Origin of the sequence: Desulfitobacterium nosdiversum, from assembly GCF_049860565.1 — a bacterium.
Taxonomy (GTDB): domain Bacteria; phylum Bacillota; class Desulfitobacteriia; order Desulfitobacteriales; family Desulfitobacteriaceae; genus Desulfitobacterium_A; species Desulfitobacterium_A nosdiversum.
In genome coordinates this window covers 2461530-2487183 of the sequence record NZ_CP172056.1, presented here as the reverse complement: position 1 = coordinate 2487183, position 25654 = coordinate 2461530, and the positions used below count along the sequence as shown (strand labels likewise).

The window sequence follows — 25654 nt, the reverse complement described above, 5'->3', positions numbered from 1 at the left end:
TTCTTCCTCCTTAGTGGACAGCAGAGTGATCATGATCTGAATGGGTTCGAGCACTTGACCCTTTTGATATTGCTTTAAAGGGACATTTCGTCATACATGCGCCGCAGCGTGAGCATGCCTCGGATTCGATAATATGCTTCTGTTTAGGTGCTCCTTTAATAGCCCCTGTGGGACATTCCTTGCGACATAAGCCACAGGCTTTGCAAAGTTCAGGGTCAATCCGATAAGAAAGCAGCGCCTGGCAAACCCCAGCCGGACAATCCTTCTGATAGATATGAGCTTCGTATTCTTTCCTGAAATATCGCAAGGTAGACAGCACCGGGTTCGGAGCAGAATTCCCTAACCCGCATAATGAATTTTCATGAACGATCTCGGCGAGATCTTCGAGATCAATAAGATCCTTTTCAGTTCCTTTCCCTTCCGTGATTCGGTTAAGGATTTCCAGCATTCTTTTGGTTCCGACTCGACAGGGAGTACATTTGCCGCATGACTCATCCCGCATAAACTCAATATAAAAACGCGCCACATCGACCATACAGCTGTCCTCATCCATCACAATGAGTCCACCCGACCCCATCATCGAGCCTACACTAAGCAAAGTGTCATACTCTAAGGAAATATCCAAATGTTCTTCTGTTAAACATCCGCCTGACGGTCCGCCTGTTTGAGCGGCTTTAAACCTTTTGCCGTTAGGAATTCCGCCCCCTAAATTAAAGATCACTTCGCGAAGCGTTGTTCCCATGGGAACCTCAATCAAGCCAGTATTATTGATTTTACCGGCAAGGGCAAAGACTTTTGTCCCTTTGCTTTGCTCAGTCCCGATGGAGGAAAACCAATCACTGCCCTTCCGAATAATCCGCGGAATATTGGCTAACGTTTCAACGTTGTTGATCAAAGTCGGTCTTCCCCAAAGTCCTTCCACTGCGGGAAACGGCGGACGAGGCCTTGGTTCTCCTCTTAAGCCTTGGATAGATCGAATGAGCGATGTTTCTTCTCCGCAAACAAAGGCTCCCGCACCAAGACGAATATCCAGGTCGAAAAAAAAGTCTGTACCCCAAAGCTTTTTGCCAAGAAATCCTTTTTCTTTTGCTTGCCGTATCGCAATCTCTAATCGTTTAACCGCCACCGGATACTCTGCTCTGACGTAAACATACCCCTGGTTTGAGCCAATAGCGTATCCCGCAATACACATCCCTTCGATAACAGAATGAGGGTCACCCTCAAGAATGCTGCGATCCATGAAGGCTCCGGGATCACCCTCATCTGCATTGCAAATCACGTATTTCGGTTTATCCTGAGACTTTCGGGCAAATTCCCACTTTCGTCCGGTCGGGAAGCCGCCGCCTCCTCGCCCCCTTAATCCCGATTTTTTAACTTGTTCAATAACTTCTTCAGGAGACATTTCTTTCAAGACCTTTTCAAAGGCAAGATAACCGTCTTGAGCAATATACTCTTCAATATTTTCCGGATTGATCGAACCGCTGTTTTGAAGAACAACCCTTTTTTGCCCTTTAAAAAAAAGAATATCTTTAAACGCTTTGATTGGCTCTTTCGTTACGGGATCATGGAAAAGCAACCGTTCAACGATTTTTCCTCCCTTAAGGTGCTTCTCGACAATTTCCGGAATATCTTCAGCATGAACCCTTGTATAGAAAATCCCCTCCGGATAGACAATCATAACCGGTCCCTGCATGCAAAAACCAAAGCAGCCGGACTTAACCACTTTAACTTGATCCGCCAAGCCTTCTGCTTCTATTTCTTTTTCTAAACCCATCAATACATCAGAACTCCCGCTCGAAAGACAGCCTGTCCCTTGGCAGACAAGCACCTGGCGACTATAGTTGGGCAATATGCTCACCTCTTAGCGAAAATACTTCGTTATTGTCCTTGTACTCGAAATTCTTATATTTAGAATATCAATTCACCTAAGATTCCTTAGGCTTTTCATAGCGTTTCAGTATTTCTGGAATCATTTCCGGTGTCAGGCGGCCATGAATATCCTTTCCAATAACCATGACCGGAGCTAAGCCACAGGCCCCGATACAACGCGAAACTTTAAGACCAAAGTGGTGATCTTTTGTCATTTGACCGGCTTTAATTCCCAGCTCTTTTTCCAATTCTGAAATAATCGCTGATGCTCCCTTGACATAACAGGCCGTACCCATACAGGCTTCAATCGTGTAATCCGCTTTTTGCTCCGTTGTAAAATAATGATAAAAGCTCACTACTCCATACACTTCGGCTAAGGATTTACCGAGTCTCTTGCCAATATGGATTTGAACCTCCCTCGGAAGATAACCAAATACATTCTGTGCATAGTGCAGGACACGGATAAGCACCCCATCCTCATCGGAAACGCTCTCAATAAATTCATCAAGCTTCCGATATAGAGGATCTTGCTCCTTTGGAGAATCACAGCAACAATTCCCCTCAGGCCTTTCCTGAATTTCAGGCTCAAATCCTCTAAGCCCCTCAGTAGGATGTTCAACCGTCGGTTGATCCACGTTTATTTCTTCGTTTAGCATAATTGCCTCCGAATGCCTTAAATTCGAATTTAGCTTGAACCAATTTGATTTGAATTATCCTGAAAATAAAGACGTATGTCAGAAAAACATAACGGGTTCCTTAAGTAGCTCAAAACAACGAATCGCGTTTAAATTTGCATCAACTTTCTCACGGGTAATCATAATACAAAATCTCACCTGGAATTTTAGTCAAAAGGAACAGGAATACAGAGAGGAAGACCATTATTGGTCTTCCTCTCATGCTATGCCGTATTGTAAATGGAACTCTTATAAGTTTTCCTCTTCTAAAATAATGCAACTCAAATTCTCTACTTACTTAAAATCGCCGCGAAAACAAACAGAAGGTAAAAAGAAGAGGCCAGTGTTAGTCTTATAGCAGAAAGTTTATGCCTTTGTAAGGTTACCCAAAGAAATAATATAGAAACCATAGTTACAATTCCGGCAATTCCTAGATAGGTATCAAATTTCCATGGTGTAAAGAAAATACCTAACGCGCTTGGTACAGTCGCTTGAATCATCATTGCGCCACTGATATTAGCTAATGCTAATCGTTCTTTCCCTTGTCTTACCCAAATTAAAGCGTTCAATATTTCGGGAAGTTCAGTTGCAATAGGGCTTAAGAACAAGGCAATAATATGCGGCGCAATACCTAGAGATAAACTAAGATGATCGAGTTGTTTAACAAATATTTGAGACGAAATACAAATAATCGCTAGTGAAAAGAGGGTCTGTAATAAAATCCAGCTATTACTCGGACTAGAGTCCTTTGGTCGGAATTTTAAGGGTTCCAATTCTTCTTCTTCCGTCTGGCTGTTAGGCTTCATCTCGGTATAGACATAGAAAGCATATGCCGCAAGGAATAAGAAGCCAGTTAAAGCTTTTCCAGTAAAGGTAATGAACCCTAAAATGAATTTGAAAATAAAAATGCCAAGAAACCATATCTGGTCTCGTCCGAGATTACTGTGCTTTAACGAGATTTCAGTACCCATAACACGCTTTTTTCTAAAAAGTATAAGGGCTACACCCACAATTGAATATGCGATCGTGCTCAAGACGAGAGGACCACCCAATGCTGCCCCGACTCCAATATCCTTTTGAGCTGCATTAGTTCCAAATACTACCGCGACAAAAGTTACGACGCTTTCAGGAAGGGCCGTACCAAATGCCGCTAGAATTGTACCCACTGCATTTTTGGAAATGTTAAAACTTGAACCCAGCCACTCTACACCGTTAACAAATAATTCGCAACTGAGATAAATAACCACTGCAGAAATAATTAATATTGAAGACGTAAGTAACATTAACAGTCCTCCCTAAAAATATAAAAGACCTTTAGCGTATGTCAAAATACGCTAAAGGTCTCGCCACGCAAAACACGAAATAGTGCCAGGCTCCAAGCCAGTATGTTGACACTATTTAAAAACTACTCCCCTTTTGCAGATTCAAGTTTAGCAAAACAAGAGGGTAAAGTCAACATTTGGTACAAAGTGCGAAGCTTCTCTAATGTCCTTTGTCACATCGACAACAAATTTCTTAATTAATCTCCATCCCCATATGGATAGAGCTATAAAACTGACCATTGATAAACATCTCTCGCGTCATTGTTCCCTCGGAAATAAAACCTATCTTCGTATACAATCCGATCGCCTTTAGATTATCGCTTCGAACCTTCAAATTGATCTTTCGTATAATTTGTGTCTCTTTGGCCCATGCAATGAGGTAGCTCAACAGTTCTTTGCCAATTCCCATCCCCCAATATTCCTTCAGAACTGTGATTCCAAACTCCCCCGAATGCCTAATCCGAGGTCTGGAACCCGCTCTGAATACTAATTGTCCGATCAGTTGATCATCTATAAAAGCACATATCATAAGCTGGCTATTTGATTTAAATATTTCTTCTATTAATTCTGCTTCCTTTTCTAGAGTAATTCCGAACTCGCCTTCTCCAAAGGTTAGATTATCTGATTCTTTACTGACTTTATCAATGTAATCAAGGATTTTAGGCGCATCTTCTTTCTGTGCCTCTCGGATTACAAGTATTTGTCCACTTTTTAGTTTGGAATATTTCAACTTTCTCCATCCTTCCGAAAACAGAAATTCAGCAATTACTCGTATCTCCCCCTCAATTAATGATTCCCGCCTTAATAAACTCATCTTTCTGTATCTATTTGCCTAAGACAACTTAATAGTTCATCAAAAATCTTCTGATCACTCTTCGCAATCTTATATTCAATATCTTTTCTTTGCTGATTTCTAATCACCACATCGTTTTCAGAATTCACGAATATATATTGTTCTTTTAGCGGGCTCTCTTCTCCAGAATATCGAATGAAGATGTGTATCGTACCGTCTGATGGAAAAGCAGGTACCGTATTGCTAAGATAAAGCTTAAAAATCTTAGTGTATTTATATTTATTAAGGATATCAATAATCTGATCGATTTGCTGTTTATTACTTAACTTCAACTCTCCCGAAATATCGTTATTTCCATTCGGGGAAGATAACGTTGTAAGAATATGAATCTCTCTAATAGCCCTTTGGGGGATTAAACGATATAGATCAAGTGGTCGTGTTGTATACAAATAGAAAGAAATAATGTAAAGAGGAACTAATATCATTATAAACGTTTTTCCATATTGGTTTACTTGTTTTAACATATATCCCCCTAAGCTTCAGTAAAATCAGTAGTTCCCTTTATATTATTCAATCGTCCGGTACCAAAATTAATAATCAATTGTTTCTCTCACTTGTCTTTAAGATTTAAATACGCATTAACATTGTCTATCAATTTATTGGCAGAAGATAAAATCGCCTTTGATAATTCCTCTTGTGTAAGCTGCATATTTTCGTGATCGGTTAACTGTTTATTTAACAATCCGAACTCCTTCAAAATAACTGGCCATTCAAGGTTGGAACCTATCCTCCCGATTATTCGGCATCCCCTTTCAGGAAGTAATTTACCTTTTATTATTTCATGAGAAACTAACTTTGCTCGATAAAAACCAAGGGACTGCTTTGACGGATAATCAAATCCTAAGTCTTTAAGAGATTGTTCCAGCAAAGTTCTAACTTTGTCCTTATCATTTTTTGTTATTGAAGCTAACTGCATCATTGATTCCGTATTATTTCCGTTCACGTATTGGTTCATAGCCCATTGAATGACATCAAATTCACTTATAGCGTCTGTTTCGAAGTAAAAAATCATCTTGAATAAATGTTCGTTCATAAGCTTCATTCCTTTTTTAAAACTAAGTATCAACACTTAACTTTAATAAATCAACTAGTCCTTGGATATGACGTTCATCAGTTCCGCAGCAACCTCCCAGTACTTTAAACTGATGATTATGATGTAAGGAAGCCATTTCATTAACTAAGGTTACAATATCTTCGGATTCCAGCACAGCCGAACCGTTTAATTCCTCCGGACTTTTAGATGATGTATTTGCTTGAATACCCTTCAAACGTTGTTTAACGGTCTTTGTATAATTTCCATTGTTTTCAATAGCTTTTAAAACAACGGATGGGTGAATGCAATTAGTCATATAGAACAAAGGTTTTGGAAAGGAAAGCTGGTCTATTTTCGTAATTGTTTCATGAAGAGAGTTTCCGTCAAGCAATGTTCCATCGGCATGAATTACAAAACTAAGAATGTATGGTTTTCCTGTCTCTGCCATTGCCTGTGCAAGCCCATTTGCCTCTGACAGCGCAGGAAGGGTTGTTCCGCAAAGAAAATCTACTCCCGCATCAGCTAATGCATAAGCTTGCTCTTGATGAAAAATCAGTGCATCTTCAGAAGATAATGCCTCTTCGGCCTTATATGCATCTCCTCTACAACCCATTAAACCTCCGATAAAGATTCGCTTTGAATAATCATGATATTCACTGCGAATATCCATAAGGAGGCGGGCACAATCCCCATTTACATCACAATTCTTCAAACCAGATTGGATTATCTGTTCTGGGTTTGCACGTCGTGTTGGAGTAAAGATCAACATAGGAATATCCGTTTTACGCACAATATCAATGTACTGCTTGTAAATATCACGAAGAATAAGCCTTCTTTTGGGATCATAAATAAGACCAGAATGAACAATGTGCTGATCAAGCTGAACTTTATATTCTCGCCGGAGCCGCTCCACAACAGCTCCTTCTGTAAAAAATAATTTAGATGTATTAAAAGCACTTGCAAAATCCATAAATCACACTTCCCATTTTAATGCTTATCTTAATCTATCTTATCAACTGACTCTCCAAACCATTGGATCAATCCACACCTAGTACAAACTAGAACAACTGCTGATTTATTTAACCAATCCAGATTTAAAAATGTAGCACCTGCTGTATTTAGCTGTGCGGATCCCTCCTCAAAGACATCATTTTTACAATGAGGACAGATCACTTTAATATTTGCAACTTCATATTGACCTGGACCAAGAGCATCCGTAAGAGCTTTTGCGCCTTTTTTAAAACGTTCTACGAAATCTGACATTTAATCACTCCTATTTTTTATTAGCTTGTTATAGACGAGTTTTATGTTAAGATTACAATGAAACTCTGAAAAATATTAAGGAGGTTAATATGCTTAATACGGTGTTTTTAAATTCACAAAAGGTTGACTTTGACAAAAAACTTAATTTTGAGTCAATAACTCAAGTCACTAATCTAACTAATTATGATTCAAGCAGTGATGAGGAAATTTTAAAAAGAATAAAAGATCAAAATATTATTATTACTAAAGAATTACCTATGGGAAGAGACTTAATTGCTCAATTTCCTTCATCGGTAAAGCTCATTTGTGAGGCAGGTACTGGATATAACAATATTGATCTCAAAGCCGCGAAAGAAAAAAATATCACTGTCTGCAATATACCCGGTTACAGCTCTGAAGCTGTAGCTCAACTTGCCATGACCTTTATACTATCGTTTAGTTCAAGCATGATTGTTCAGCAAAATATGCTTAAACAGAAAAATTACGATAACTTTACTCAATACCTCAATGTCCCCCACTTTGAACTGCTGGGCAAGACACTAGGACTTATTGGTTCAGGGGGAATCGGCGGTCAAGTCATGAAAATAGCCCGAAGTCTCGGAATGAATATCTTAGTATATAGCAGGACTCCAAAGAAATGGGAAGATTCAAATATTCAATCGGTGACCCTTGAAGAGTTGCTTAAAAAAAGTGATTTTGTCAGCATTCATTGTCCCCTAACCCCAGAAACAAAGCACCTTATCAATAGAGAAACACTGAAGCTGATGAAGCCATCTGCATATCTTATCAATACTTCAAGAGGACCGATTATTAAAGAAACGGATTTAATTGAAGCTTTGCAAAACAAAACAATTGCCGGCGCAGCCTTAGATGTTCAGGAACAGGAACCGCCAGAACTGGATAATCCCCTATTTGACATGGATAATGTAATCCTTACGCCGCACATTGGTTGGAGATGTATAGAATCCAGGCAGAGGCTGATCAATCTAATAGCAGATGATATAAAAGCGTTTACAGAAGGTAATCCGATCAATGTTGTAATTTAAAGTTTTTTAGGTTAAAGGAAAATGTCATTAGGATTCGTGCGCCTGTTGCTAAATCTAAAAAACTAAATATAATATTGCACCCGCTAAGTTTGGCAATCCAAATAGAAACAATTGAGAGGCTCTCTTTTGACGATAATCTTGATCTTCACTGTCTTCATGAGTCCAATTTGCTCTTATTCTATCACCGCTATTAAATGCCTACGTTAACAAGCCTGAAATAAGAAAAGAGATTAAGGTAGTATAGGATTTATAGATACTTCTTAAATCCTTTAACTAAATCTAAATCATAACCAATAGCGTGGTAGAATTGATGAGCTTCCTTTCTATGCCCTCCAGACACCAGCATTGTATAATAGCACTCCTTCTTACGCCCTATTTCCTCTATTTCTTTCATTAGCCTTGCCCCAATGCCTTTTCCGCGCGAAGTACTTTTCACAATAACATTTTCAATGACCATAAATGGCTTGCATTTATATACTAGGTCAAGACAAATAATTCCCATCACCGATCCAACGATCATGTTATCCTCTTTAGCCGTCAATACGATATAATTCGGATTTGCCTCCATCCGTTCGAAATTCTCTTTCATCTTGCAAAGATCTGTTTCTTTACCCATTAATTCTTCATAGAGTTGGGCTAGTTCTTCCAAATCAGCATTTGCTGCTTCTAGTATAGTAAGCAAGAATTCTCACACCTTCCCTAAACGAATATTCTGAAGAAGATGCCAAAATACTTACATATGGCATCTAAACTAACAAATCGCCCTTAAATAAGGTGACAGCTCGCCCTCCTAGTAAAACGCGATCGCCAGTGACTTGAACCTTTACTATCCCGCCTCGCTTTGATGCCTGGTAGGCCATTAACTCACTTTTACCAAGCCGTTGCATCCAGTAGGGTCCCAAACAACAATGGGCAGAGCCAGTGACTGGATCTTCAAGAATACCATCTCTAGGTGCAAAAAACCTTGATACGAAGTCAAATTCCTTGTCATCTGAGACACTTGTTACAATTACTCCTCTAGCTGATACTGTAGCAAGCAACGCTAAATTAGGTTCAATAGCTCTAACCATCATTTCCGATTCAACCTCGACAATATAATCAAGACGATTTTTACCTATATATTTAGCTTCAATACCTAGTGCTTGTAAGAGGTTTTTCGGAGCCATAATCTCTGTATCTTGTTCTTGCGGAAAGTTCAATTCAATCCAGCCGTCTCGTTTTGCAGCAGTGAGTAGTCCGCTTCTAGTATAAAACTTAACAGCTTGATCTTTGTTTATATATCCCTCTTGCCACAGGATATGCGCACTTGCCAGTGTAGCATGGCCACAAAGCTCTTCTTCAACCGTTGGAGTAAACCAACGTAAGTTATAACCATCAGCTTCTTTATATAAAAAAGCAGTTTCTGATAGATTCATTTCCTGGGCAACCATCTGCATCCAGTCGGCATCACCCCGTGAATCTAATACACATATCGCAGCTGGATTCCCCGAAAAAGGCTTATCCGTAAAGGCATCTACCTGATAAATCTTTAAAGGCCTCATACTTTCTCCCCCCATGATCTAAATTGCTTTCACCAATACTCTAAACTTATGAAATAGAAAAGGTTTGATTTCGCCTGTTTCTTTATAACCTAGCTTATGCCAAAATCTAAGTCCTTTATCGTTTCCAAATAAAACGCCTAACCTTATCTGAGAGAAGTTATTGCTGCGAGCCCAATTCTCCAATAGTTTTTCTGCCTTTTCTCCAATTCCATTCCTTCTCATTGCCGGTTCAATAACTAACAATCCTAGAGTTAAGATGTCTGGGCCAGCATAACACATCACAATATCTATAACCCCAACTAAAGAATGATCCCGGCTCATGTAAATTCCAAGTACTTTCTTGTTGTTGATCGATACATTATTCGGTTTTGAAATCAGCAAATTTTTAGCAGCATCCACTTTAACGGGTTCACCATCCTGAAACACAAGGTAGTCTGAACACCTCATCAATAACTCTTGTAATTTAGGAATATTGTTATCATCTAGAGGTTCTATTGTTATCACATTCTTCTTCCTTTCTGCGTGGTTAAAATATATCTTTAACTTTAAGTAATTCCAGTTCAACCATAAATATCCTTTATTTCTTCTTATATAACTTATGGATTGCGATTCATTTAAATAAAAACCCACTGAAAAACCTGATGAGAAACGAATAGGTAAAGGGGTTGTTACAATAACAGGGGGATTTTAAATGCGATTACATAATGACGTTGCGGCTATCTTTCTTTGTCTCCTTCTCGCCGGCTGTTCTTCTAACGCATTGCCAAAGAGCTCCGGCAAAACTATCACACTTGATACAACTGGTGTCCCAGAGAATCTAACGGTGTATATAAACGAGAAACCCCAAACGCAGAAGACAAATAATGATAAAATTAAGCTATCCGTTCCTGGGGACCAAGCTAACGTGATTAAGGTTAAAAATGAGAAGCCCTTAATTTCTTATCAAGTTGATATACCCCAGGAAAGCCAAGATTCTGCTTCTCTTAGGATCGACCCAAAGGAAAATGATGAATTAACTCATCAAGTGTCTGATCTCCTAAGCAACTATTATAAAGCTATCAATAATAAGAAGAATGCCCTTTCCTTCTTATCCAAAGATTCAATTTTAAACCCTAAAAATATTTATAAGGATTCCTATAAATCAGCGATACTTTATACATCATCATATAAGACTTCCACTTTTGAAAACAAACCTGAACTTATCATGATTGTTGATGCTGTAAATCGCGGAACTCCATCTTACACTCGAACTTATCAGTTTCGTTTGCTTTGGGAAAATGAAGAGTGGAAAATCTTTCATCAACAGCTATTATATGAAGTATTTGAAGGAAAACTCCTTTATGAAAATGGAAAAGGAACCTATTCGGGCGAAAAATCTCCTGGTCCCCATGATTTAGTTCTATCCTTTTAAACGTTAATCTTAACCTGAAAGTAAGCGTAAACTCCACAGGCGTAATAAAAGGAGCCCACTGAGAACCAGCAGGCTCGCGTCGTATAAAAATCATTCTTCACATTTGCGTTGTGAATGCGGTACTCGGCACTGCTCCGGAGCATTTTCCGGCAACAGCTGAGTTACCCAGTCCTGTTGTGTCTGATCCAGATTGGGCGCAGTGGTCAAGACATAGACCAGATACCGGTACGGATCCAGGTTGTTTTCCTTGGCAGTTCCAATTAGGCTGAACATCACCGCGCTGCCTTGTGCACCGTTTGGGGTATTCGCAAACAGAAAGTTTTTGCGGCCCATGACAAACGGTTTAATGCTCCGTTCTGCCCGGTTGTTAGAGAGCTCCAATCGACCGTCCTTCAGATACTGGGTAAGATGTGGCCACTGTTCCTGCAGATAATGCAAAGCTTTTCCCAGAGCAGACTTCGGGGCTGCCTTTTTCGTCTGTGCCCATGCCAAAAAAGCATCCAGAACCGGTTTTTCCAGCTCCAGCCGCTTAGTATATCGTTCTTCCGTGGAAAGATCTTTGAGCTTTTCCTCAATTGCAAATAGCTTGCTGCAGTATTGCTGCCCAACGATTGCGGAAGATTCTTTTTGCTCGGATTTCGGCAAGGAGTTGACTGCCTCATCAAATTTGCGCCGCGCATGGGCCCAGCAACCAACTACTGTGATGTTTTCCGGCAGTGTGTAATAGCCCTGGTAGCCGTCCGCGTGCAGGTATCCGGAGAATCCTTCCAAAAACCTCTTTGGATTTTCAGCTTTCCGATCCGGTCTGTATTCATAAAGCACGATCGGCTGTCCTGTATCCCCGCCAGTTCTGTACAACCACATATAGCTTTTGGCTTGTGCCGTTTTGCCAGGTTCCCGCAATACCTGCAGGGTGGTTTCGTCTGCGTGAAGAACACTGCGCTGCACCAGTTGTCTGTGCAGTTGGTCGTACACAGGCTTCAACCAGTCTTCGGCTGCTCTTAAGATCCAGCTGGACATGGTCTGGCGGGACAACATCACGCCACTTCGGTTCAGTTCTTGTTCCTGCCGGTAAAGAGGAGAACCCATCACGAATTTCTGGGTCATGATGTGGGCTATCGCTTCCGGGGATGCAAAGCTTCCGGAAATGACAGGTTTATCTTTCTGTGTTTTTAACACAGGGGTTTCCAAAGCCTCTGCTTTGCAGGTCTGGCAGGCATAGCTGAAATACCAATCCTCGCGGATTTTCACCTGCGCCGGAACAATCACCAGCGTACGGCGGACTTCCTTGCCAATTTCCTGCATGACCGTGTCACAGGCGGAGCAGATCCGTTCTTCCTCCGGCAGACGATGCTCAACCACTTCAACGGGAACATTGTCCGGCAGGATTTCCTCAAGGCTTCCCGATCGCTTTTTGCGGGTATGGGCGGCAACCTCTGTTTTCTCCGGCTGTTCAGCTTGGGTATACGCTTCCGCCTCGTTAAACAGAAGGCTTAATTGCTCCATGACTTCTTCCTGCATTCTCTCAGAGGAAGATCCAAAGCGTTTTTTCTGGCCCAGGCGTATCTGCTGCATAAGCCACTCGATCTGTCGGCTTTGCTCTGAGGTCTGCTCCTTAAGGGCTTCATATTCCGAACGTGAAATGGTGATCATTTCAGCGTTATTTGTTTCATCTTTTGGCACATTTTTCATGATTAAATTATACCATAAAACATGCCGATTCTCCAGTGTTTTCAATGGTTCCGGCGTTTTTAGACTATACTCAAGCCTACTGCCGGCCGGTGCGCTTTGGGCTGCTCCACGTTTAAGCCTTCCATGAGCCACCGGTACTGCTGAGGGGTAAGTGCCTTCGCTTCGGCGGCACTACGCGGCCACTGGAACCTGCCGTTTTCAAGCCGCTTGTACAGGAGAACAAACCCATTGCCTTCCCAATATAGAGCCTTTATCCGGTCACAGCGGCGTCCGCAAAACAGAAACAGGGTGTTGGTGAACGGATCCAGCTGGAACCTTTGCTGGACAATGCTGGCAAGACCATCAATCCCACATCGGAGATCGGTGTACCCGCAGGCAATATAGATGAAGTCAGCTCCGGCAAAATCATTTAGCATGACTTCAACGCGCGGCAGATTGCCTCAATTGTTGCCGCATCAGCGCCGGTGTAGATATCGGCTTCCGCATTTCCTATGCGCACAGTTACCGCAACTTCCTGTCGGCCATTTGGGCGTTCTAAAGGAACTCTGGCAAAGTATGGCTCCTGCTGCGCAGTCAATGCCTGAAACACACGGCGCTGCCAATAATAATATGTTTTCTCCACAATCCCGTGTTCCTGACACCATTGTTTGACGCTTATTCCGCTGTTCCGGCAAGATGAGATCCGCTCGCTCCATTCGGCCATGCGCTGGTTCGCGCTTAAGGCTTGCAGGCTCTGCTCCATTTGAGACACTCCCTTTCTATCTGAGTATCTCCCTTAGACTCTTTTAGTGACACTCAGACACTTTGGAATATTTTCTCATTCTACCGATTCGCTGACAATCCGTCGCCATAGTTTACGCTTACACCTGAAATTTTAAAGAGGCCTTTAAAGGCCTCTTTAGTTTCTAATGGTGCTAAACATTTACTCCGTAACTCTGCAATTTTCGATACAGATTTCGAACACTGATCCCTAATATGTTTGCCGCTTGTGTCTTATTGCCCTTTGCCCGATTCATCGTTGATAAAATGTAATATTTTTCGAGTTCTTCAAGGGATGGTTGATGATTATCTGAGAATAAATCACCAAAACCATTTTCTGACTTTGAAGCGGATTTAGATACTTGCCCCAATTTTTCCGGCCAAATATCTGCAGGTCTAATCTTTCCCTGGTTAGCCAGAATCTTGCCGCGTTCAATAAGATGTAAAAGTTCACGTACATTTCCCGGAAAATCATAAGACAGCAATTGTTCCTTCGTTTCGGGCAATAAAATATAATCTTTGGCCGACAACTTGTCGCTTTTATTCAGAAAAAATTCCGCAAGCGGAATAATATCCTCGCACCGTTCACGCAATGAGGGAACAGTCAAGGTTAAGCCATTTAAACGATAAAATAAATCTTCACGAAAACGGCCCTGATTAATTTCGCTTCGAAGATCTCGATTCGTTGCGGCAACAATTCGAACATCAACCCGGCGCAGCCGAGTATCTCCTACACGCCGGAATTCTCTGCTTTCTAAAAAGCGTAAAAGCTTTACTTGAAAAAACAGAGGCATTTCACCGATTTCGTCAAGAAAAAGAGTCCCATTATCCGCTATTTCAACTAAACCAACCTTTTGAGCACCGGCTCCGGTAAACGCTCCTTTTTCATGTCCAAACAGTTCGCTCTCGATTAAAGCTTCAGGTATTGCACCAGCATTAACCGGAATAAAGGGCCGATTAAACCGTGTGCTCCAGAGATGAATTGCTTTAGCCACCAATTCTTTTCCTACGCCGCTTTCACCCTGTATGAGAACGGAGGTATCAGTCTGGGCAACCTTCCGAGTCATTTCCAGAAGCGAACGCATCAGCGGACTCTCCGCTATAATTTTACACTCAGGAATTTGGCGGTTAACAACTTGTCTCAGTCCTGTATTTTCCAGGACTAACTTCCTTTGTTCCGAAGCTTTTTGCAGTGTGATTTCGAGTTCGGACAAATTACAGGGTTTGGTCAGGTAATCAAATGCCCCTTGTTTCATGGCTTCAATCGCAGACTCAATTGTTCCATTTCCAGTTAACATAACGACTTGAAGATCCGGCTGGAGTTGTTTAATTTTCGGTAAAAGGATAAGCCCGTCCCCATCAGGAAGCTTGATATCTAACAAAACCGCATCCAGTAAATGATCTCGAATATGGGCTAAAGCTTGCTTAGACGTTCCTGCCTCCAAGATTTCATAGCCTTTACGTTTTAATCGCTGGGCAATAATCTCACGCAAAGCGTCTTCATCATCAACAATTAAAATCTTTTGACATTGCTTCATAGCTTAAGTCTCCTACCTTATGGCGAGGCAAGGTTATCTTTACGAGTGTCCCTTGGCCTTCCATACTTTCTAATGTCATATTGCCTTGCATCTTTTGAATAATTCCGTAGCTTACATATAACCCTAATCCGGTTCCTTTTCCGATTGATTTTGTTGTAAAAAAAGGATCGAGCACTTTCTTTAAATTGTGTTGAGGAATGCCTTCGCCAAAGTCTTTGATGGTATAATAAACATTTTCCTCATCATGCCACCCCTTAACCTCAATTCTCCCTTCCTCAGGTGAAGCATCTAAAGCATTGCTGATCAAATTAAGCATAACCTGCTGCCATTCATTTTCATTACCCTGAACCAAGAGCCCGTTTTTCAAATCAACCTCAATGGAAACATGCTTTTGTTTCATCTGATGTCCTAAAAGCCCGAGTGACTTTTCGCTGGCTGCCTTAAGATCAATAAGATCCAGCCCATCATTTCGTTTACGGGTATAGCTCAGTAAGCGATCTGTAATTTGCTTGCACCGAGATATTTGCTCTAAAACAATTTTAAAGCCATGCTTAACTTCCTCCCGACTTGGCCCAGGCTCTTCTTCATTCAAACGATCCATTAGCTCTTCACTATGAGCAGCAACAATCGCTAATGGATTGTTAATTTCATGGGCCACTCCTGAAGCCAAAAGCCCCACCGCCGCCATTTTATCTGTCTCAATGATATGCGCTTCTAATTCAACTTCTTGGGTAACATCCTCAAGCAGTAAAAGATAAGCCGCATTCTCGGGATTATCCGGCGATAGTTTGTAGTACATTTTACGAAAATGGCGGCGTTCATCATTCATCGAAACAGTTATATTACGGCCATTTTCGGGGCAAAAGCCCTCCACTCCTTCTCCGTGAACAATTAGATCAAATGCGATATTTTCCAGTTGGTTTCCAAACCAATCTGCAAACTTCGTATTCCACCAAATGATTTTCTTTTCGGGATTTAGTAGGATCATCCCTGCGCCAATCCCATCAACCACTGTGGTTAGAAGTTCTTTTTCGTCTCTTAGGTCTTCATTCTTTTGATTCAATGAGTTTAATAATAGATTAAAAGATTGGACTAGCCTTCCAATTTCATCCCAACTCTCAATAGGAATATGAGATTCTAAGTTTCCCGTAGAAATGATTTGTCTGACCTGACCTTCTAAATTTTCAATGGGATGAACGACTTTTAAGCCAAACGATATACTTAAAATCATGACAAGGGTCATGATTAAAATTGCAATTATCAAAAGACGAAACGCGAAGTCATAAATAGGTTTACTCGCCTCTTTAGCCGGTTGTTCGATAAATACTGCCCAATTCGGTGTACCTATGGAGTGATAGGCACCGATCATTTTTACACCGTTTTGATTTTTATGCTCGCTTCCCGAGGAAAACGGCTCCCCCGCGATGAATCCCCTGACACCAGGATTGTTGGTAATGTCACCGCCTTTTAAAGAATAATTTGCGGGAGTATATCCAATTAGATTTCCCGCATGGTCAGTTAAAAATATATATTCTCCCTGATCCAATTGTATATTCGCAAAAATATTGATAATTTCCTTTAAGTCGATTTTTGATTGCAAATATCCCAACTGTTCATGTGTTGCGGGGTCTTGGATACCCACCGTATAATAGACAACCGAACTTCCATCCTGCGAAAAATACACATCACTTATTTGCGAGGACTTTCCAGTCCATAAATTATTTTCGATTTTAAGCTCTGGTCCATCAAAAGAAAGATCATCTTGTCGTGCGGATCGATCAATTATCTTTAGATTTTTATCCAGGACTTGTATTTCTTTTATAATGGGTTCTTTCTCAAGCAGGGTTTTTAGGATATTTTGGCGTAAAGCTTCATTGTCTCCGACAAGATTATCCGCCTGCATTACTGTCGTGAGGAGTAAACTCTTTTCAACATTGATAAAGGTATTTTGTACTTGATTTGCAATCCCAGTTACCTGCTCGTAGTTATGAGCATAAATATTTTCTTCTAAATTTTGGCGTATAGACGTAAACCCTAAATAGCCAAGAAAGAACAACGGAAGAATCGACATGGTGACTCCAAATAAGAGAAAATGGACTTTTATACGCATCCACCAAGGAATCGAGCTTATTCCCATCATTCGACCTCCTTCCACTATTCTTTTTATTTATAGTGTAGCACGAACATCTTTGCACGACTAGATAAAGAGGCCATCGGCTATTGATTTTTCACAGTAGACAATGACCTCCCTTTTATTCAATAAACTTTACCCTACTAATTACTTCTCACATTCTTGAGCATACCATTTTGCATGGTGTCCCTTAGCAAACGTTTCTGAGACGGTCCCACTCATCATTCCTTCAAGGGCATCCTTATAACCCGGTTGAAATACTCCTAAATAGGAATGTCCAATAATTGCTGCTCCAACCGTTGCCGCAGCCAAGTCATGAACCGCATAAGCGACCAGTATAAGTGAGGGTGCAAAATAACTGCTTTGCCACATGATCAGACCGCTAATACATAACAATCCACACCCGACAACTCCTAAGAGTGTATTAATTTTCTCGCCTGCATTCAATCTTCCCTGGGGAGGCAAATCGATATGCTTACCAAAAAATTCTTGGGCAAAGCGACTTAACCAGATTCGATCATCCTTGCTCCAGGTCAGTACGTCTTTAACCCATAGTTTTGTGGTTTGCGGTGTTCCCAAAAGCATAGCAACAGGAACGATTAAAATAAAGGGAATAGCTGCTATTCTATGGACAAGCTTTGAAAAAGCAACGCCATTTGGTCCAACGGCAGAAGCAATTCCGCCGAAGAAAAGAAGCATTCCACTGAAGAAGAGAAGTCCAAAAAAGAATGCATTGGCCCAGTGGGCATACCGTTCCGTTTTATTAAAGCGCTGGACACGTTTTCCCATTTACTTTTCCTCCCGTTTCCAGTTATTAATTATCCCGGCAACTGCAACTGCTCCAACGACTCCACCCAGACCCACTTTGGCAACGGGTTTGACCATATTCTGCCATATGCCTATAGTACTCGAAATTTCTTTCCCTTGTGGACTATCTTTAAGATCGATTCCATTTGGCAAAAGATAAACTACCTGAGTTCCCCCTACTGGTTCACCTGAATAAAGGCGATAGTCCAGTCCTAATTTCTTAATCTCTTTTAATCGCTTTTCGGCCTCGTCCATCAATTTATCCGGAGAAATTGCCAAACGGGCTTGGGTTGGACAATTGACTGCACACGCAGGAGCCTCCCCTTTGGCCTGACGATCTTTGCATAAATTGCACTTCTCTGCTTTCTGGGCCTTTTCATCAAAACGGGATTGACCAAAAGGACAAGCACTAATACAGAATTTGCAGCCTACGCACTTTTCCGGATTTCGTTGGACTGTTCCGTCCTCTTCTTTTGAAATTGCCCCTACAGGACATACCCTGGCGCAGGAAGGATTTCCGCAATGTAAACACGCCATTGGAAAGACATATCTCTGTACCCCTTGACTTGTACTTAATACTTCATCTTCTAATCTAAGCCAATAAACTCCTTCCCGCAGTTTATTTTCAGCTTTACAGGCTAAAGCACATGATTTACATCCAAGACATCGGCTAATATCCACGAGTATCCCATACTTAGGCATTTTTTACCCTCCTTGTTTAAGCCTTACTCACCTTACACTGAATATTTTTCTGAGGAAACCCCTGACTTACTGGATCAATTACATTGGGAAAAAGTGAATTTACGGGTTCCAGTTTGTACAAGGAATGAAGACCAAAGTAAGGTTGTGTGTTAACCACTTTCTCATGAATACCCAGCGTAAGTTTGGACGGAAGGGTTACTTTTCCAAGTTTCGTCTCCACATTAACCTGATCTCCATCTTTTATTCCTAGGGTTTGGGCGGTTGCAGGGTGGATCTCTAAGTACGGCGTTTCGACTTCTTGGGCCCAGCTGAAATGGGAATTTTGGGTATGATAATGTGAAGCGACTTTAGACGTATTTAAGTAGAGCGGATACTCTTTCGCTGTATCCGAAGAATTTCCAGGAGCTTTTTCAAGAGAAACATACTTCGGAACAGGTTCCTTCAACGTTTTCGAGGCAAAATTAATTTTCTTATCCTCTGTTCCAAACTCCAGTTTGCTCCATTTTCTCGGTTTAGGCTCATTTTCATCGGGGCAAGGCCAGAATACACCGCCAGGCGTATTTCTTAAGCGCTCAATTGACATACCCCCACAGTTTTTGGCGTTATACTTCCGATCAATTTCTTCCCAACACTGCTCAGGGTCTTTAGGATAATAAGAGAGCACTTCGTTCTGTCCGAGAGTTCGGGCAAGCATAGGCCATAACTCATACCCGGATTTAGCTTGACCTAGCGGTTTAATGACTTGTTCTCGCCACTGGATTGTCCGATTAATTCCTTTTTGAGCACCCGCTTCTTCGTACCAATGCGCAGCCGGCAAGACGACATCAGCTAAAGCTGCAGTATCATCCATGACGAGAGTATAAGAAACAAGAAATACCTTCTCTAAGCAGTCTCGCATTTTCTTAGAGTTCGGCCATGTAACCGCAGGATTACCCATGGAATAAACCATTGTAATTTCGTCTTTTTCCATTGCCGAAATGATTTCCTGATGCTTCCACTTTTTCTGAGGGGCAACCTCTAATTCTTTGGGAATATAGTTTGAAGGCTTGCCATAGCTTTGCTCATGAGATAGAATTCCTCCACCGGCCTTACCGATATTTCCCATGATATAGAACAAGGATTCAAAGGAATAAATAGCTGCGGCACTGTTTGTCGTCATGACAATTCCACGGCCGCCCCAAAATATTCCTGGTTTTAATGAAGCAATATCTTTAGCCAGCTGTTCAATAATGGCCTTAGATATACCCGTAACTTTTTCTGCCTCTTCTAAACTGTATTTGGAAGCCTCTTCACTAAGCTTATCAAAACCGGAAGAATAGTTATTTACAAAATCTTGATCATAGAGCTTATTAGCAATAACGTAGTTTAAAAGTGAATATCCAAGGAAAGCATCTGTCCCTGGGTTTATCATAATGAATTGATCTGAAATGCGGGCAGTCTTTGTCAAGCGAGTATCAATAGTGATTACTTTACCTCCGTTGCGACGGCATTCTAGAATCCAATTGGCTTGACCTGCTTTGATTTCCGCAATATTTGAACCAACAAACAACACGAGTTTGGCCTTAGCAAGATCAAAGGCAGGATTGGTTTGATCTGGGTTTCCTAATTGTGCTGTACGAATAACTTTTTCAGGTGTTTTGCAGATCGGATCAGTTCCCTGAGCGATGATACCATTGGTTTGTGCAAAAAACTCCCATGCATTGCTTGATGCATGTCCGCCAGGTTTAGCGTTAAACCCGAGAATTTTTCCTTTATTTTGTTTATGATGATCTGCAATAATTTGAAGGGCTTCATCCCAAGATATATTTTGGAAATTACCTTCTGAAGTCTTCTTCATGGGAGATAGTATCCGATTTTCACTGTAGACCATTTGAACCATTTCTATGGGTTTAGGACATATTCCCCCTTTATTATAAGGGTTTTGTTTATCACCATAGACGCCAATGATTTTCCCTTCAGCTACTGCTACTTTTAGACCACAAGCACCACTGCATAAACTGCAGACACTTTTTTTCCATTCCACATTATTAACCTTAGCTGCTTCTTCTGCTGACAATAGCTTTGGCAAGGAAGGACTAACTGCGGCTGCAATCGTGGTACCAGCAGACCATTTTAAAAATTGTCGGCGAGACAGGGCCATTGAACCTGTCTTTATTCCCATGGTTAGCTCCCCTTTCGAAAGTTAAAGAATGATATCTTTTTCACAATTTTGATTATTGAGGGGGTCATTGTCTACCGACAATGACCCTATTTACATCTGTTGTTATTTATTAATTTATCCCTTTTATTTAACCAGGCTCCAATAATTTCCCATAACTATTACTGATAAGATATATCCGAGAGGAACATTAACCAATACTCCAGTTGTAAAGGCTGCAAAAGGTTTCCACCCAACCGAGGTTAATTCTTTAAAACGAGTTGTCATGCCAATGGAAAGGAAAGTGAAGATAAATGCCCAAGTTCTTAACTCTTTAATTGGATTAATAATCAGGGTATTAACACTCTTCGCCGCTTCGGTTGCTGTACCGACACTTGCAACGAGAATAGTAACGATGATCGATGCGACAAAGAATCCGAGAACGAACTTAGGGAAACGTCCCCAAATTTCACCTGCATTCGGTTTTGTTCCATCTTCTCTTTTTTCCCATTTTGTAACAGAAATCATAGCCATGATAAAGCACCAAACCCCTACAAACATATCACGGCCAACAACTTTCATAAGCGTAAAGGTTTTAATGGATTGCTCTCCAAGGGCTGCGGCGGCTGCCATTCCTGCAGCATCTGCAAATTCCGAAGTTCCGATCCAGGCACCTGCAGGCCCAACGGGAATACCCATGAACTTAATGAACATAGGCAAGAAGAAAATCATAACAATAGCCCAGACCACAACCAGAGAAATCGCTACCGAAACATGTTGTTTCTCCGCTTTAACAGAACCTCCAATAGCAATTGAGGCGGAAACTCCGCAGATGGAGCCGCCGGCAGCCAAAGTGGTTGCAAATCGTTTATCGAGTTTAAATATCCGAGTACCTGCCCAGTAGATAGTCAAAAAGGTGGATGTGGCAATTACAGTCGCTTGTAAAAAAGCAACCGGTCCAGATTGCAGAATAAGAGTAAACGGGAGAGTAGCGCCAAGCAAAACAATCCCTGTCTTTACATAGAATTCCGTTCTCAGTGCTGCGTCAAGCCATTTGGGAATTCTGACAACGTTACCAATAATTAGCCCAAAAGCAAGTGCGAGCAACGGGGCTTCCAAATTGTACTTTTTCATAACGGTCCAGGATCCCAATACAGAAACAATCAGACTTATTGCAAAAAGTACGATAAATCCAATTATGAACTTCTTTACATCATACCCAAGTATTTTAATAGCAATCAAAAACAGGAGCATAAACCCTAAAAACATAAAGATAATATTTCCAAAGTTGGCATTAAGATATTTTGAGGCTACTCCAAAATCACTCCAAGTTGGGATTGCAATAGCAATAGATTTTATAAAACTGCTGCCTGACGCCCAAAAAAGCATGGCAATAAACGTAATGCCTAATCCGATCCAGACTGCCCAATAATCCTCTTTTTTCAAGAGATCTGACCAGCCTCCAGATGGAGACGTCGGTTTTTTCACTTCAACTTGCGCCATAAAATAACCTCCCCGATTTTTTGATAAGTACTGATTGAATTGCCATTTTATTTAAGTCATCAGCATCGCCTCACTTGTGATAGTTCTTTTATGTACGTAACGTTAATCAGGATCTCATATAAATACATAAGCAATAATTATGCCAATCTAAACAAATTGTTATATTAGCCTTAATAATGCGGGTTCAGGCTTTGAACTCGCGATCATTATCACATCCATGTAAGTATGACAATTTGTCAAAAATGTCATATTGTCGTGCCAAATTGTCTTAATTTTAAATCCATAAAAAAAACTCTCAGCAGAAAGCCTGCAGAGAGTTTGAAATCGTGGATTTATAAAACGCCCCATAAACGGGTATATTCAACTTTTAGAATAAATTCGCTGTCATCAAAACCGTTTTCCTTTAAAACATTAATGGCTTTATTAAAATCAAACGTTTCAGTCTCCATAAGAATATGATCTTTTTTGCCGGTAATCGCCCAATCATCGTGGGCTTCTATAAGTAATTCCATCATAGCGGCAATCCGATCTAATCTTGTCGTTAAGAACGTATTCAAATTCCGAACAGCCTCAGGCGCTACCTTTTTAACCTTTAAAATATCCTGAAGCGGTGGCTTTTCCCCCGGAGCCCACTCTTTTTTTTCAAAAAAATAGAAGAAAAACCGCGCTCTCTGAACACACGTTTCATTGTCCTTATTCATTTTCTCTATCTCCTTATCTTAAAATTATTATTATTTTCATCTTAGCAAATCTTGCATAAGAAAAGCTTATTTAATCGTTGTCCAATAATTCCCCATTATTATCACCGACAATAAATATCCCAAGGGGATATTAACCAACACTCCCGCGGTTAAAGCAGCGAACGGCCTCCATCCGCCAGAAGTAAGATCCTTAAAACGGCTTGATAGACCAATCGAAAGGAAAGTAAAAATAAAGGCCCAATTTCTCAACTCACTTATCGGAAGGATAACGTTTTTTGTTATCGCTTGTGTATTTTCTCCAAATGACGGAGGCGTAAGAATGGTTATAATAATCGAGGCAATTATAAATCCTATAACAAACTTTGGAAAACGAGTCCAAATATCGCGTGCATCCGGTTTACTGCTGAAAAATCGTTTGTCCCATCTCGTTATCGAAACTAACGCCATGATAAAACACCAAATTCCGATAAACATGTCGCGGCCGACAACTTTCATAAGCGTAAATGTTTTGATCGCCTGCTCGCTTATAGCTGCGGCAGCTGCCATTCCAGGGGCATCAGCAAATTCCGATGTACCAATCCAAGCCCCTGCTGGTCCGGGTAAAATATTTAAGGTCCTCATCGCAAAGGGTAAAATGAATATCATAAGAATAGACCAAAGTATAACGAGTGAAATCGCGATCGAAACATGCTGCTTTTCTGCCTTTACCGCACTGCCAATTGCAATTGAAGCAGAAACTCCGCAAATCGAACCACCTGCTGCTAATGTCGCCGCAAAACGTTTATCGAGTGAAAAAACGCGAGTTGCTGTCCAATAGATTGTGAGAAATGTCGCAATGGAAACAATAGTAGCCTGGGCGAAAGCGGTTGACCCTGCTTGAATAATTAAAGTCACCGGAAAAGAAGCCCCCATCAATACAATTCCAAGCTTAACGTAAAATTGGGTCTGAAGAGCGGTACTAAGCCAATACGGAATTATTGAAATGTTGCTGATCAATAACCCTACTATCAACGCAATTAAAGGTGTTTCAATATTATACGTTTTCATGACATCCCATGAGCCAAGAACCCAAACAACGATACTCAGACCAAAAAGAAACGTAAATCCAACCAAAAAACGTTTGACTTCCCCTGTTAAGGCCTTAATAGCGATTAAGAATAACGTCAGGAAAAATAAATACAGTGAAAAGAGAGCACTTTTATGACTGCTGAGATAATTGAGAGGATTGCTATAATCATTATAACTGGGGATCTTGATAACGATCCAATTCATAAAGTTATATCCAGTACTCCAAAATACGATAGCTAATAAGATGATCGTTAGGCCAACCCACATCGCCCAATAATCATCCTGTTTCCCGAGATTAAGTTTTCCTCCCGAAGGAACAGTTGATTTTTTTTCGGTGGATATATAGGCCACTGGCTTACCCTCTCCTTTTCATTCCACCCATTTATTCTTATACAACTAATATTAACAAGAGTTGTAAGTCTTTGCAATTTTATTCACATTGAAAATCACTATTCCTGTTTTAACCTTTAGAGCTCCCTTTATTTATACCAACTATTTATTACCTTAATGCTTTGGTCGCAAGGATAATAATTTTTTAGCTCATCCTTCTTCCCTATTGCGAAAACTGAAAAACCTAAATTCCAACTTTCTTTCTCGAAAACTTCTTTATAGGCTTGAAAACCGTTTGCCTGTTCTTGCTCATTAAATATGTTGGAGGGCTCTGGATTCCAGGGATGAACCGTCGCTTTATTTCGTTTTGGAAAACCGAGTTCGCCGAAAAACACGGGCTTGTTCCATTTAGATGATAAGTTTTTTAGTTCTTCAAAAATATTTTGATGCCTGTCGAATATTTGTGTGCTGTGTATTGAATTAACTAGATTTTCCACAGTATTTGTTTCTTTATCAGTGAGCTCAAAGTATGCTGCAACAGAAATAAAATCGACATTTTGAAGGACCGGATTGTTCAATTTTGTTGTATAAGTATCATGTTGTCCGTTTTTTGAGGTATCCCACGCTGCGGTATACCACCAGTTCGTTTTGTAGGTTATCCGTCCCTGATAGTTTTTCCGTACAAACTCACTAACATCAGTCCAGTAATTATATTCTTTTTCAAACTGATCAAAATTAGATCCTATGCATAGGGCATAAACTTTATATGGCTTAGCAATATCATGGATGATCGGTAAAAGCACTCCTCCCTTCCAATTCTGAAACCAAACATCTTTATCATCGGGATTTAATTGGGTTTCATAAAGTTCCCCATTTTTAATATAAGGATAAGGTTCTAGAATCACATTAATTCCCTTATACCTTAGTTTCTTGATAAGCTGAATTGCTTTCTTTTTGCTATCAACATTTATTACCGCAGTATTCGAATTTAACGAAGGAATATCTATCTGCACAGGTACATTTACAGTGTTCAGGCCAAGCGCTTCAATATCTATCAAAGCTTGATCAAAAGTGTAATCGACGGAAAGATTCCCCGATTTAATTTTATCACCCCATGGAGTGATAATTCTATTTTTTTCATATTGCTTATCAACATAAACAATATCTATAAGGACTTCCTTCACGAGAATTGCCGCAATAATCAGTATCACTAAGGTGATGTATTTGAATTTATTTCGTTTCACATGGGTTGAAAGCCCTTTGAACATCCCTAA

General features: G+C 40.6%; 25 protein-coding genes and 1 pseudogene. 2 read left to right on the top strand and 24 right to left on the bottom strand.

The genetic code is table 11. The annotated features are described in order from the left end of the window. Positions 1-10 precede the first annotated feature (10 nt). The 8 genes from nuoF to ACHOLT_RS12100 form a co-directional block, all read right to left on the bottom strand. Entirely contained in the window at positions 11-1849 is a 1839-nt protein-coding gene (gene nuoF / locus ACHOLT_RS12135; protein ID WP_425800973.1) for an NADH-quinone oxidoreductase subunit NuoF, read from the bottom strand. 76 nt (positions 1850-1925) lie between these two features. Further along, the gene (locus ACHOLT_RS12130; protein ID WP_425800971.1) at positions 1926-2525 is read right to left on the bottom strand and encodes an NAD(P)H-dependent oxidoreductase subunit E; all 600 of its coding nucleotides are present in this window, start codon (positions 2523-2525) and stop codon (positions 1926-1928) included. Positions 2526-2833: 308 nt separating this feature from the next. Continuing rightward, on the bottom strand, positions 2834-3826 hold the full coding sequence (locus ACHOLT_RS12125; RefSeq protein WP_425800969.1) for a sodium:calcium antiporter: 993 nt from the start codon (positions 3824-3826) through the stop codon (positions 2834-2836). A 232-nt stretch (positions 3827-4058) separates the two neighbouring features. Then, on the bottom strand, positions 4059-4595 hold the full coding sequence (locus ACHOLT_RS12120) for a GNAT family N-acetyltransferase (RefSeq protein WP_425800967.1): 537 nt from the start codon (positions 4593-4595) through the stop codon (positions 4059-4061). A gap of 80 nt (positions 4596-4675) precedes the next feature. Then, positions 4676-5182 carry a hypothetical protein gene (locus tag ACHOLT_RS12115; protein ID WP_425800965.1) on the bottom strand — a complete coding sequence of 169 codons (507 nt, stop codon included), beginning with the start codon at positions 5180-5182 and terminating at the stop codon, positions 4676-4678. A gap of 86 nt (positions 5183-5268) precedes the next feature. After that, positions 5269-5751, bottom strand: coding sequence for a hypothetical protein (locus ACHOLT_RS12110; protein WP_425800963.1), 483 nt, complete (start codon positions 5749-5751; stop codon positions 5269-5271). Positions 5752-5773: 22 nt separating this feature from the next. Continuing rightward, the gene (locus ACHOLT_RS12105; protein WP_425800961.1) at positions 5774-6721 is read right to left on the bottom strand and encodes a homocysteine S-methyltransferase family protein; all 948 of its coding nucleotides are present in this window, start codon (positions 6719-6721) and stop codon (positions 5774-5776) included. A 29-nt stretch (positions 6722-6750) separates the two neighbouring features. Continuing rightward, positions 6751-7014 (bottom strand): hypothetical protein, encoded by a 264-nt coding sequence (locus tag ACHOLT_RS12100; RefSeq protein WP_425800959.1) that lies wholly within the window; start codon positions 7012-7014, stop codon positions 6751-6753. A gap of 89 nt (positions 7015-7103) precedes the next feature. Between ACHOLT_RS12100 and ACHOLT_RS12095 the strand changes: the two genes are divergently transcribed. Beyond that, positions 7104-8060 (top strand): NAD(P)-dependent oxidoreductase, encoded by a 957-nt coding sequence (locus ACHOLT_RS12095; RefSeq protein ID WP_425800957.1) that lies wholly within the window; start codon positions 7104-7106, stop codon positions 8058-8060. A 54-nt stretch (positions 8061-8114) separates the two neighbouring features. Here the strand turns inward: ACHOLT_RS12095 and ACHOLT_RS12090 are convergent. The 4 genes and pseudogenes from ACHOLT_RS12090 to ACHOLT_RS12075 form a co-directional block, all read right to left on the bottom strand. Continuing rightward, a pseudogene (locus ACHOLT_RS12090) lies at positions 8115-8246 on the bottom strand (DUF5316 family protein); the annotation flags it as partial. Positions 8247-8307: 61 nt separating this feature from the next. Then, positions 8308-8742 (bottom strand): GNAT family N-acetyltransferase, encoded by a 435-nt coding sequence (locus tag ACHOLT_RS12085; protein ID WP_425800955.1) that lies wholly within the window; start codon positions 8740-8742, stop codon positions 8308-8310. 64 nt (positions 8743-8806) lie between these two features. After that, complete coding sequence (locus ACHOLT_RS12080; RefSeq protein WP_425800953.1) at positions 8807-9601, bottom strand: PhzF family phenazine biosynthesis protein; 795 nt, start codon at positions 9599-9601, stop codon at positions 8807-8809. Positions 9602-9619: 18 nt separating this feature from the next. After that, positions 9620-10231, bottom strand: coding sequence for a GNAT family N-acetyltransferase (locus tag ACHOLT_RS12075; RefSeq protein WP_425800951.1), 612 nt, complete (start codon positions 10229-10231; stop codon positions 9620-9622). Positions 10232-10292: 61 nt separating this feature from the next. Between ACHOLT_RS12075 and ACHOLT_RS12070 the strand changes: the two genes are divergently transcribed. Further along, positions 10293-11012, top strand: a complete 720-nt coding sequence (locus ACHOLT_RS12070) for a hypothetical protein (RefSeq protein ID WP_425800949.1) — start codon at positions 10293-10295, stop codon at positions 11010-11012. 90 nt (positions 11013-11102) lie between these two features. On the opposite strand, the gene tnpC is transcribed toward ACHOLT_RS12070, so the two are convergent. The 12 genes from tnpC to ACHOLT_RS12010 form a co-directional block, all read right to left on the bottom strand. Continuing rightward, positions 11103-12704 carry an IS66 family transposase gene (gene tnpC, locus ACHOLT_RS12065; protein WP_425800947.1) on the bottom strand — a complete coding sequence of 534 codons (1602 nt, stop codon included), beginning with the start codon at positions 12702-12704 and terminating at the stop codon, positions 11103-11105. 59 nt (positions 12705-12763) lie between these two features. Further along, positions 12764-13120, bottom strand: coding sequence for an IS66 family insertion sequence element accessory protein TnpB (gene tnpB / locus ACHOLT_RS12060; RefSeq protein WP_425800945.1), 357 nt, complete (start codon positions 13118-13120; stop codon positions 12764-12766). Next, entirely contained in the window at positions 13114-13407 is a 294-nt protein-coding gene (gene tnpA, locus ACHOLT_RS12055; protein WP_425800943.1) for an IS66 family insertion sequence element accessory protein TnpA, read from the bottom strand. The genes tnpB and tnpA overlap by 7 nt, the downstream gene beginning before the upstream one ends. 211 nt (positions 13408-13618) lie before the next feature. Further along, positions 13619-15001, bottom strand: a complete 1383-nt coding sequence (locus tag ACHOLT_RS12050; protein WP_425800941.1) for a sigma-54-dependent transcriptional regulator — start codon at positions 14999-15001, stop codon at positions 13619-13621. Beyond that, the gene (locus ACHOLT_RS12045) at positions 14970-17138 is read right to left on the bottom strand and encodes an ATP-binding protein (RefSeq protein WP_425808034.1); all 2169 of its coding nucleotides are present in this window, start codon (positions 17136-17138) and stop codon (positions 14970-14972) included. Before ACHOLT_RS12045 ends, ACHOLT_RS12050 begins: the two co-directional genes overlap by 32 nt. Positions 17139-17279: 141 nt before the next feature. Next, on the bottom strand, positions 17280-17921 hold the full coding sequence (locus tag ACHOLT_RS12040; protein WP_425800939.1) for a formate dehydrogenase subunit gamma: 642 nt from the start codon (positions 17919-17921) through the stop codon (positions 17280-17282). Continuing rightward, on the bottom strand, positions 17922-18641 hold the full coding sequence (locus ACHOLT_RS12035; protein ID WP_425800937.1) for a 4Fe-4S dicluster domain-containing protein: 720 nt from the start codon (positions 18639-18641) through the stop codon (positions 17922-17924). 16 nt (positions 18642-18657) lie between these two features. Continuing rightward, positions 18658-20802 (bottom strand): molybdopterin-dependent oxidoreductase, encoded by a 2145-nt coding sequence (locus tag ACHOLT_RS12030; RefSeq protein WP_425800935.1) that lies wholly within the window; start codon positions 20800-20802, stop codon positions 18658-18660. A 123-nt stretch (positions 20803-20925) separates the two neighbouring features. Beyond that, complete coding sequence (locus ACHOLT_RS12025) at positions 20926-22281, bottom strand: YeiH family protein (RefSeq protein WP_425800933.1); 1356 nt, start codon at positions 22279-22281, stop codon at positions 20926-20928. Between the two features lie 332 nt (positions 22282-22613). Then, on the bottom strand, positions 22614-22982 hold the full coding sequence (locus ACHOLT_RS12020; protein ID WP_425800931.1) for a hypothetical protein: 369 nt from the start codon (positions 22980-22982) through the stop codon (positions 22614-22616). Between the two features lie 66 nt (positions 22983-23048). Continuing rightward, the gene (locus ACHOLT_RS12015; protein ID WP_425800929.1) at positions 23049-24401 is read right to left on the bottom strand and encodes a YeiH family protein; all 1353 of its coding nucleotides are present in this window, start codon (positions 24399-24401) and stop codon (positions 23049-23051) included. 128 nt (positions 24402-24529) lie between these two features. Continuing rightward, positions 24530-25648, bottom strand: a complete 1119-nt coding sequence (locus tag ACHOLT_RS12010; RefSeq protein WP_425800927.1) for a glycoside hydrolase family 113 — start codon at positions 25646-25648, stop codon at positions 24530-24532. Between the last annotated feature and the right edge of the window lie 6 nt (positions 25649-25654).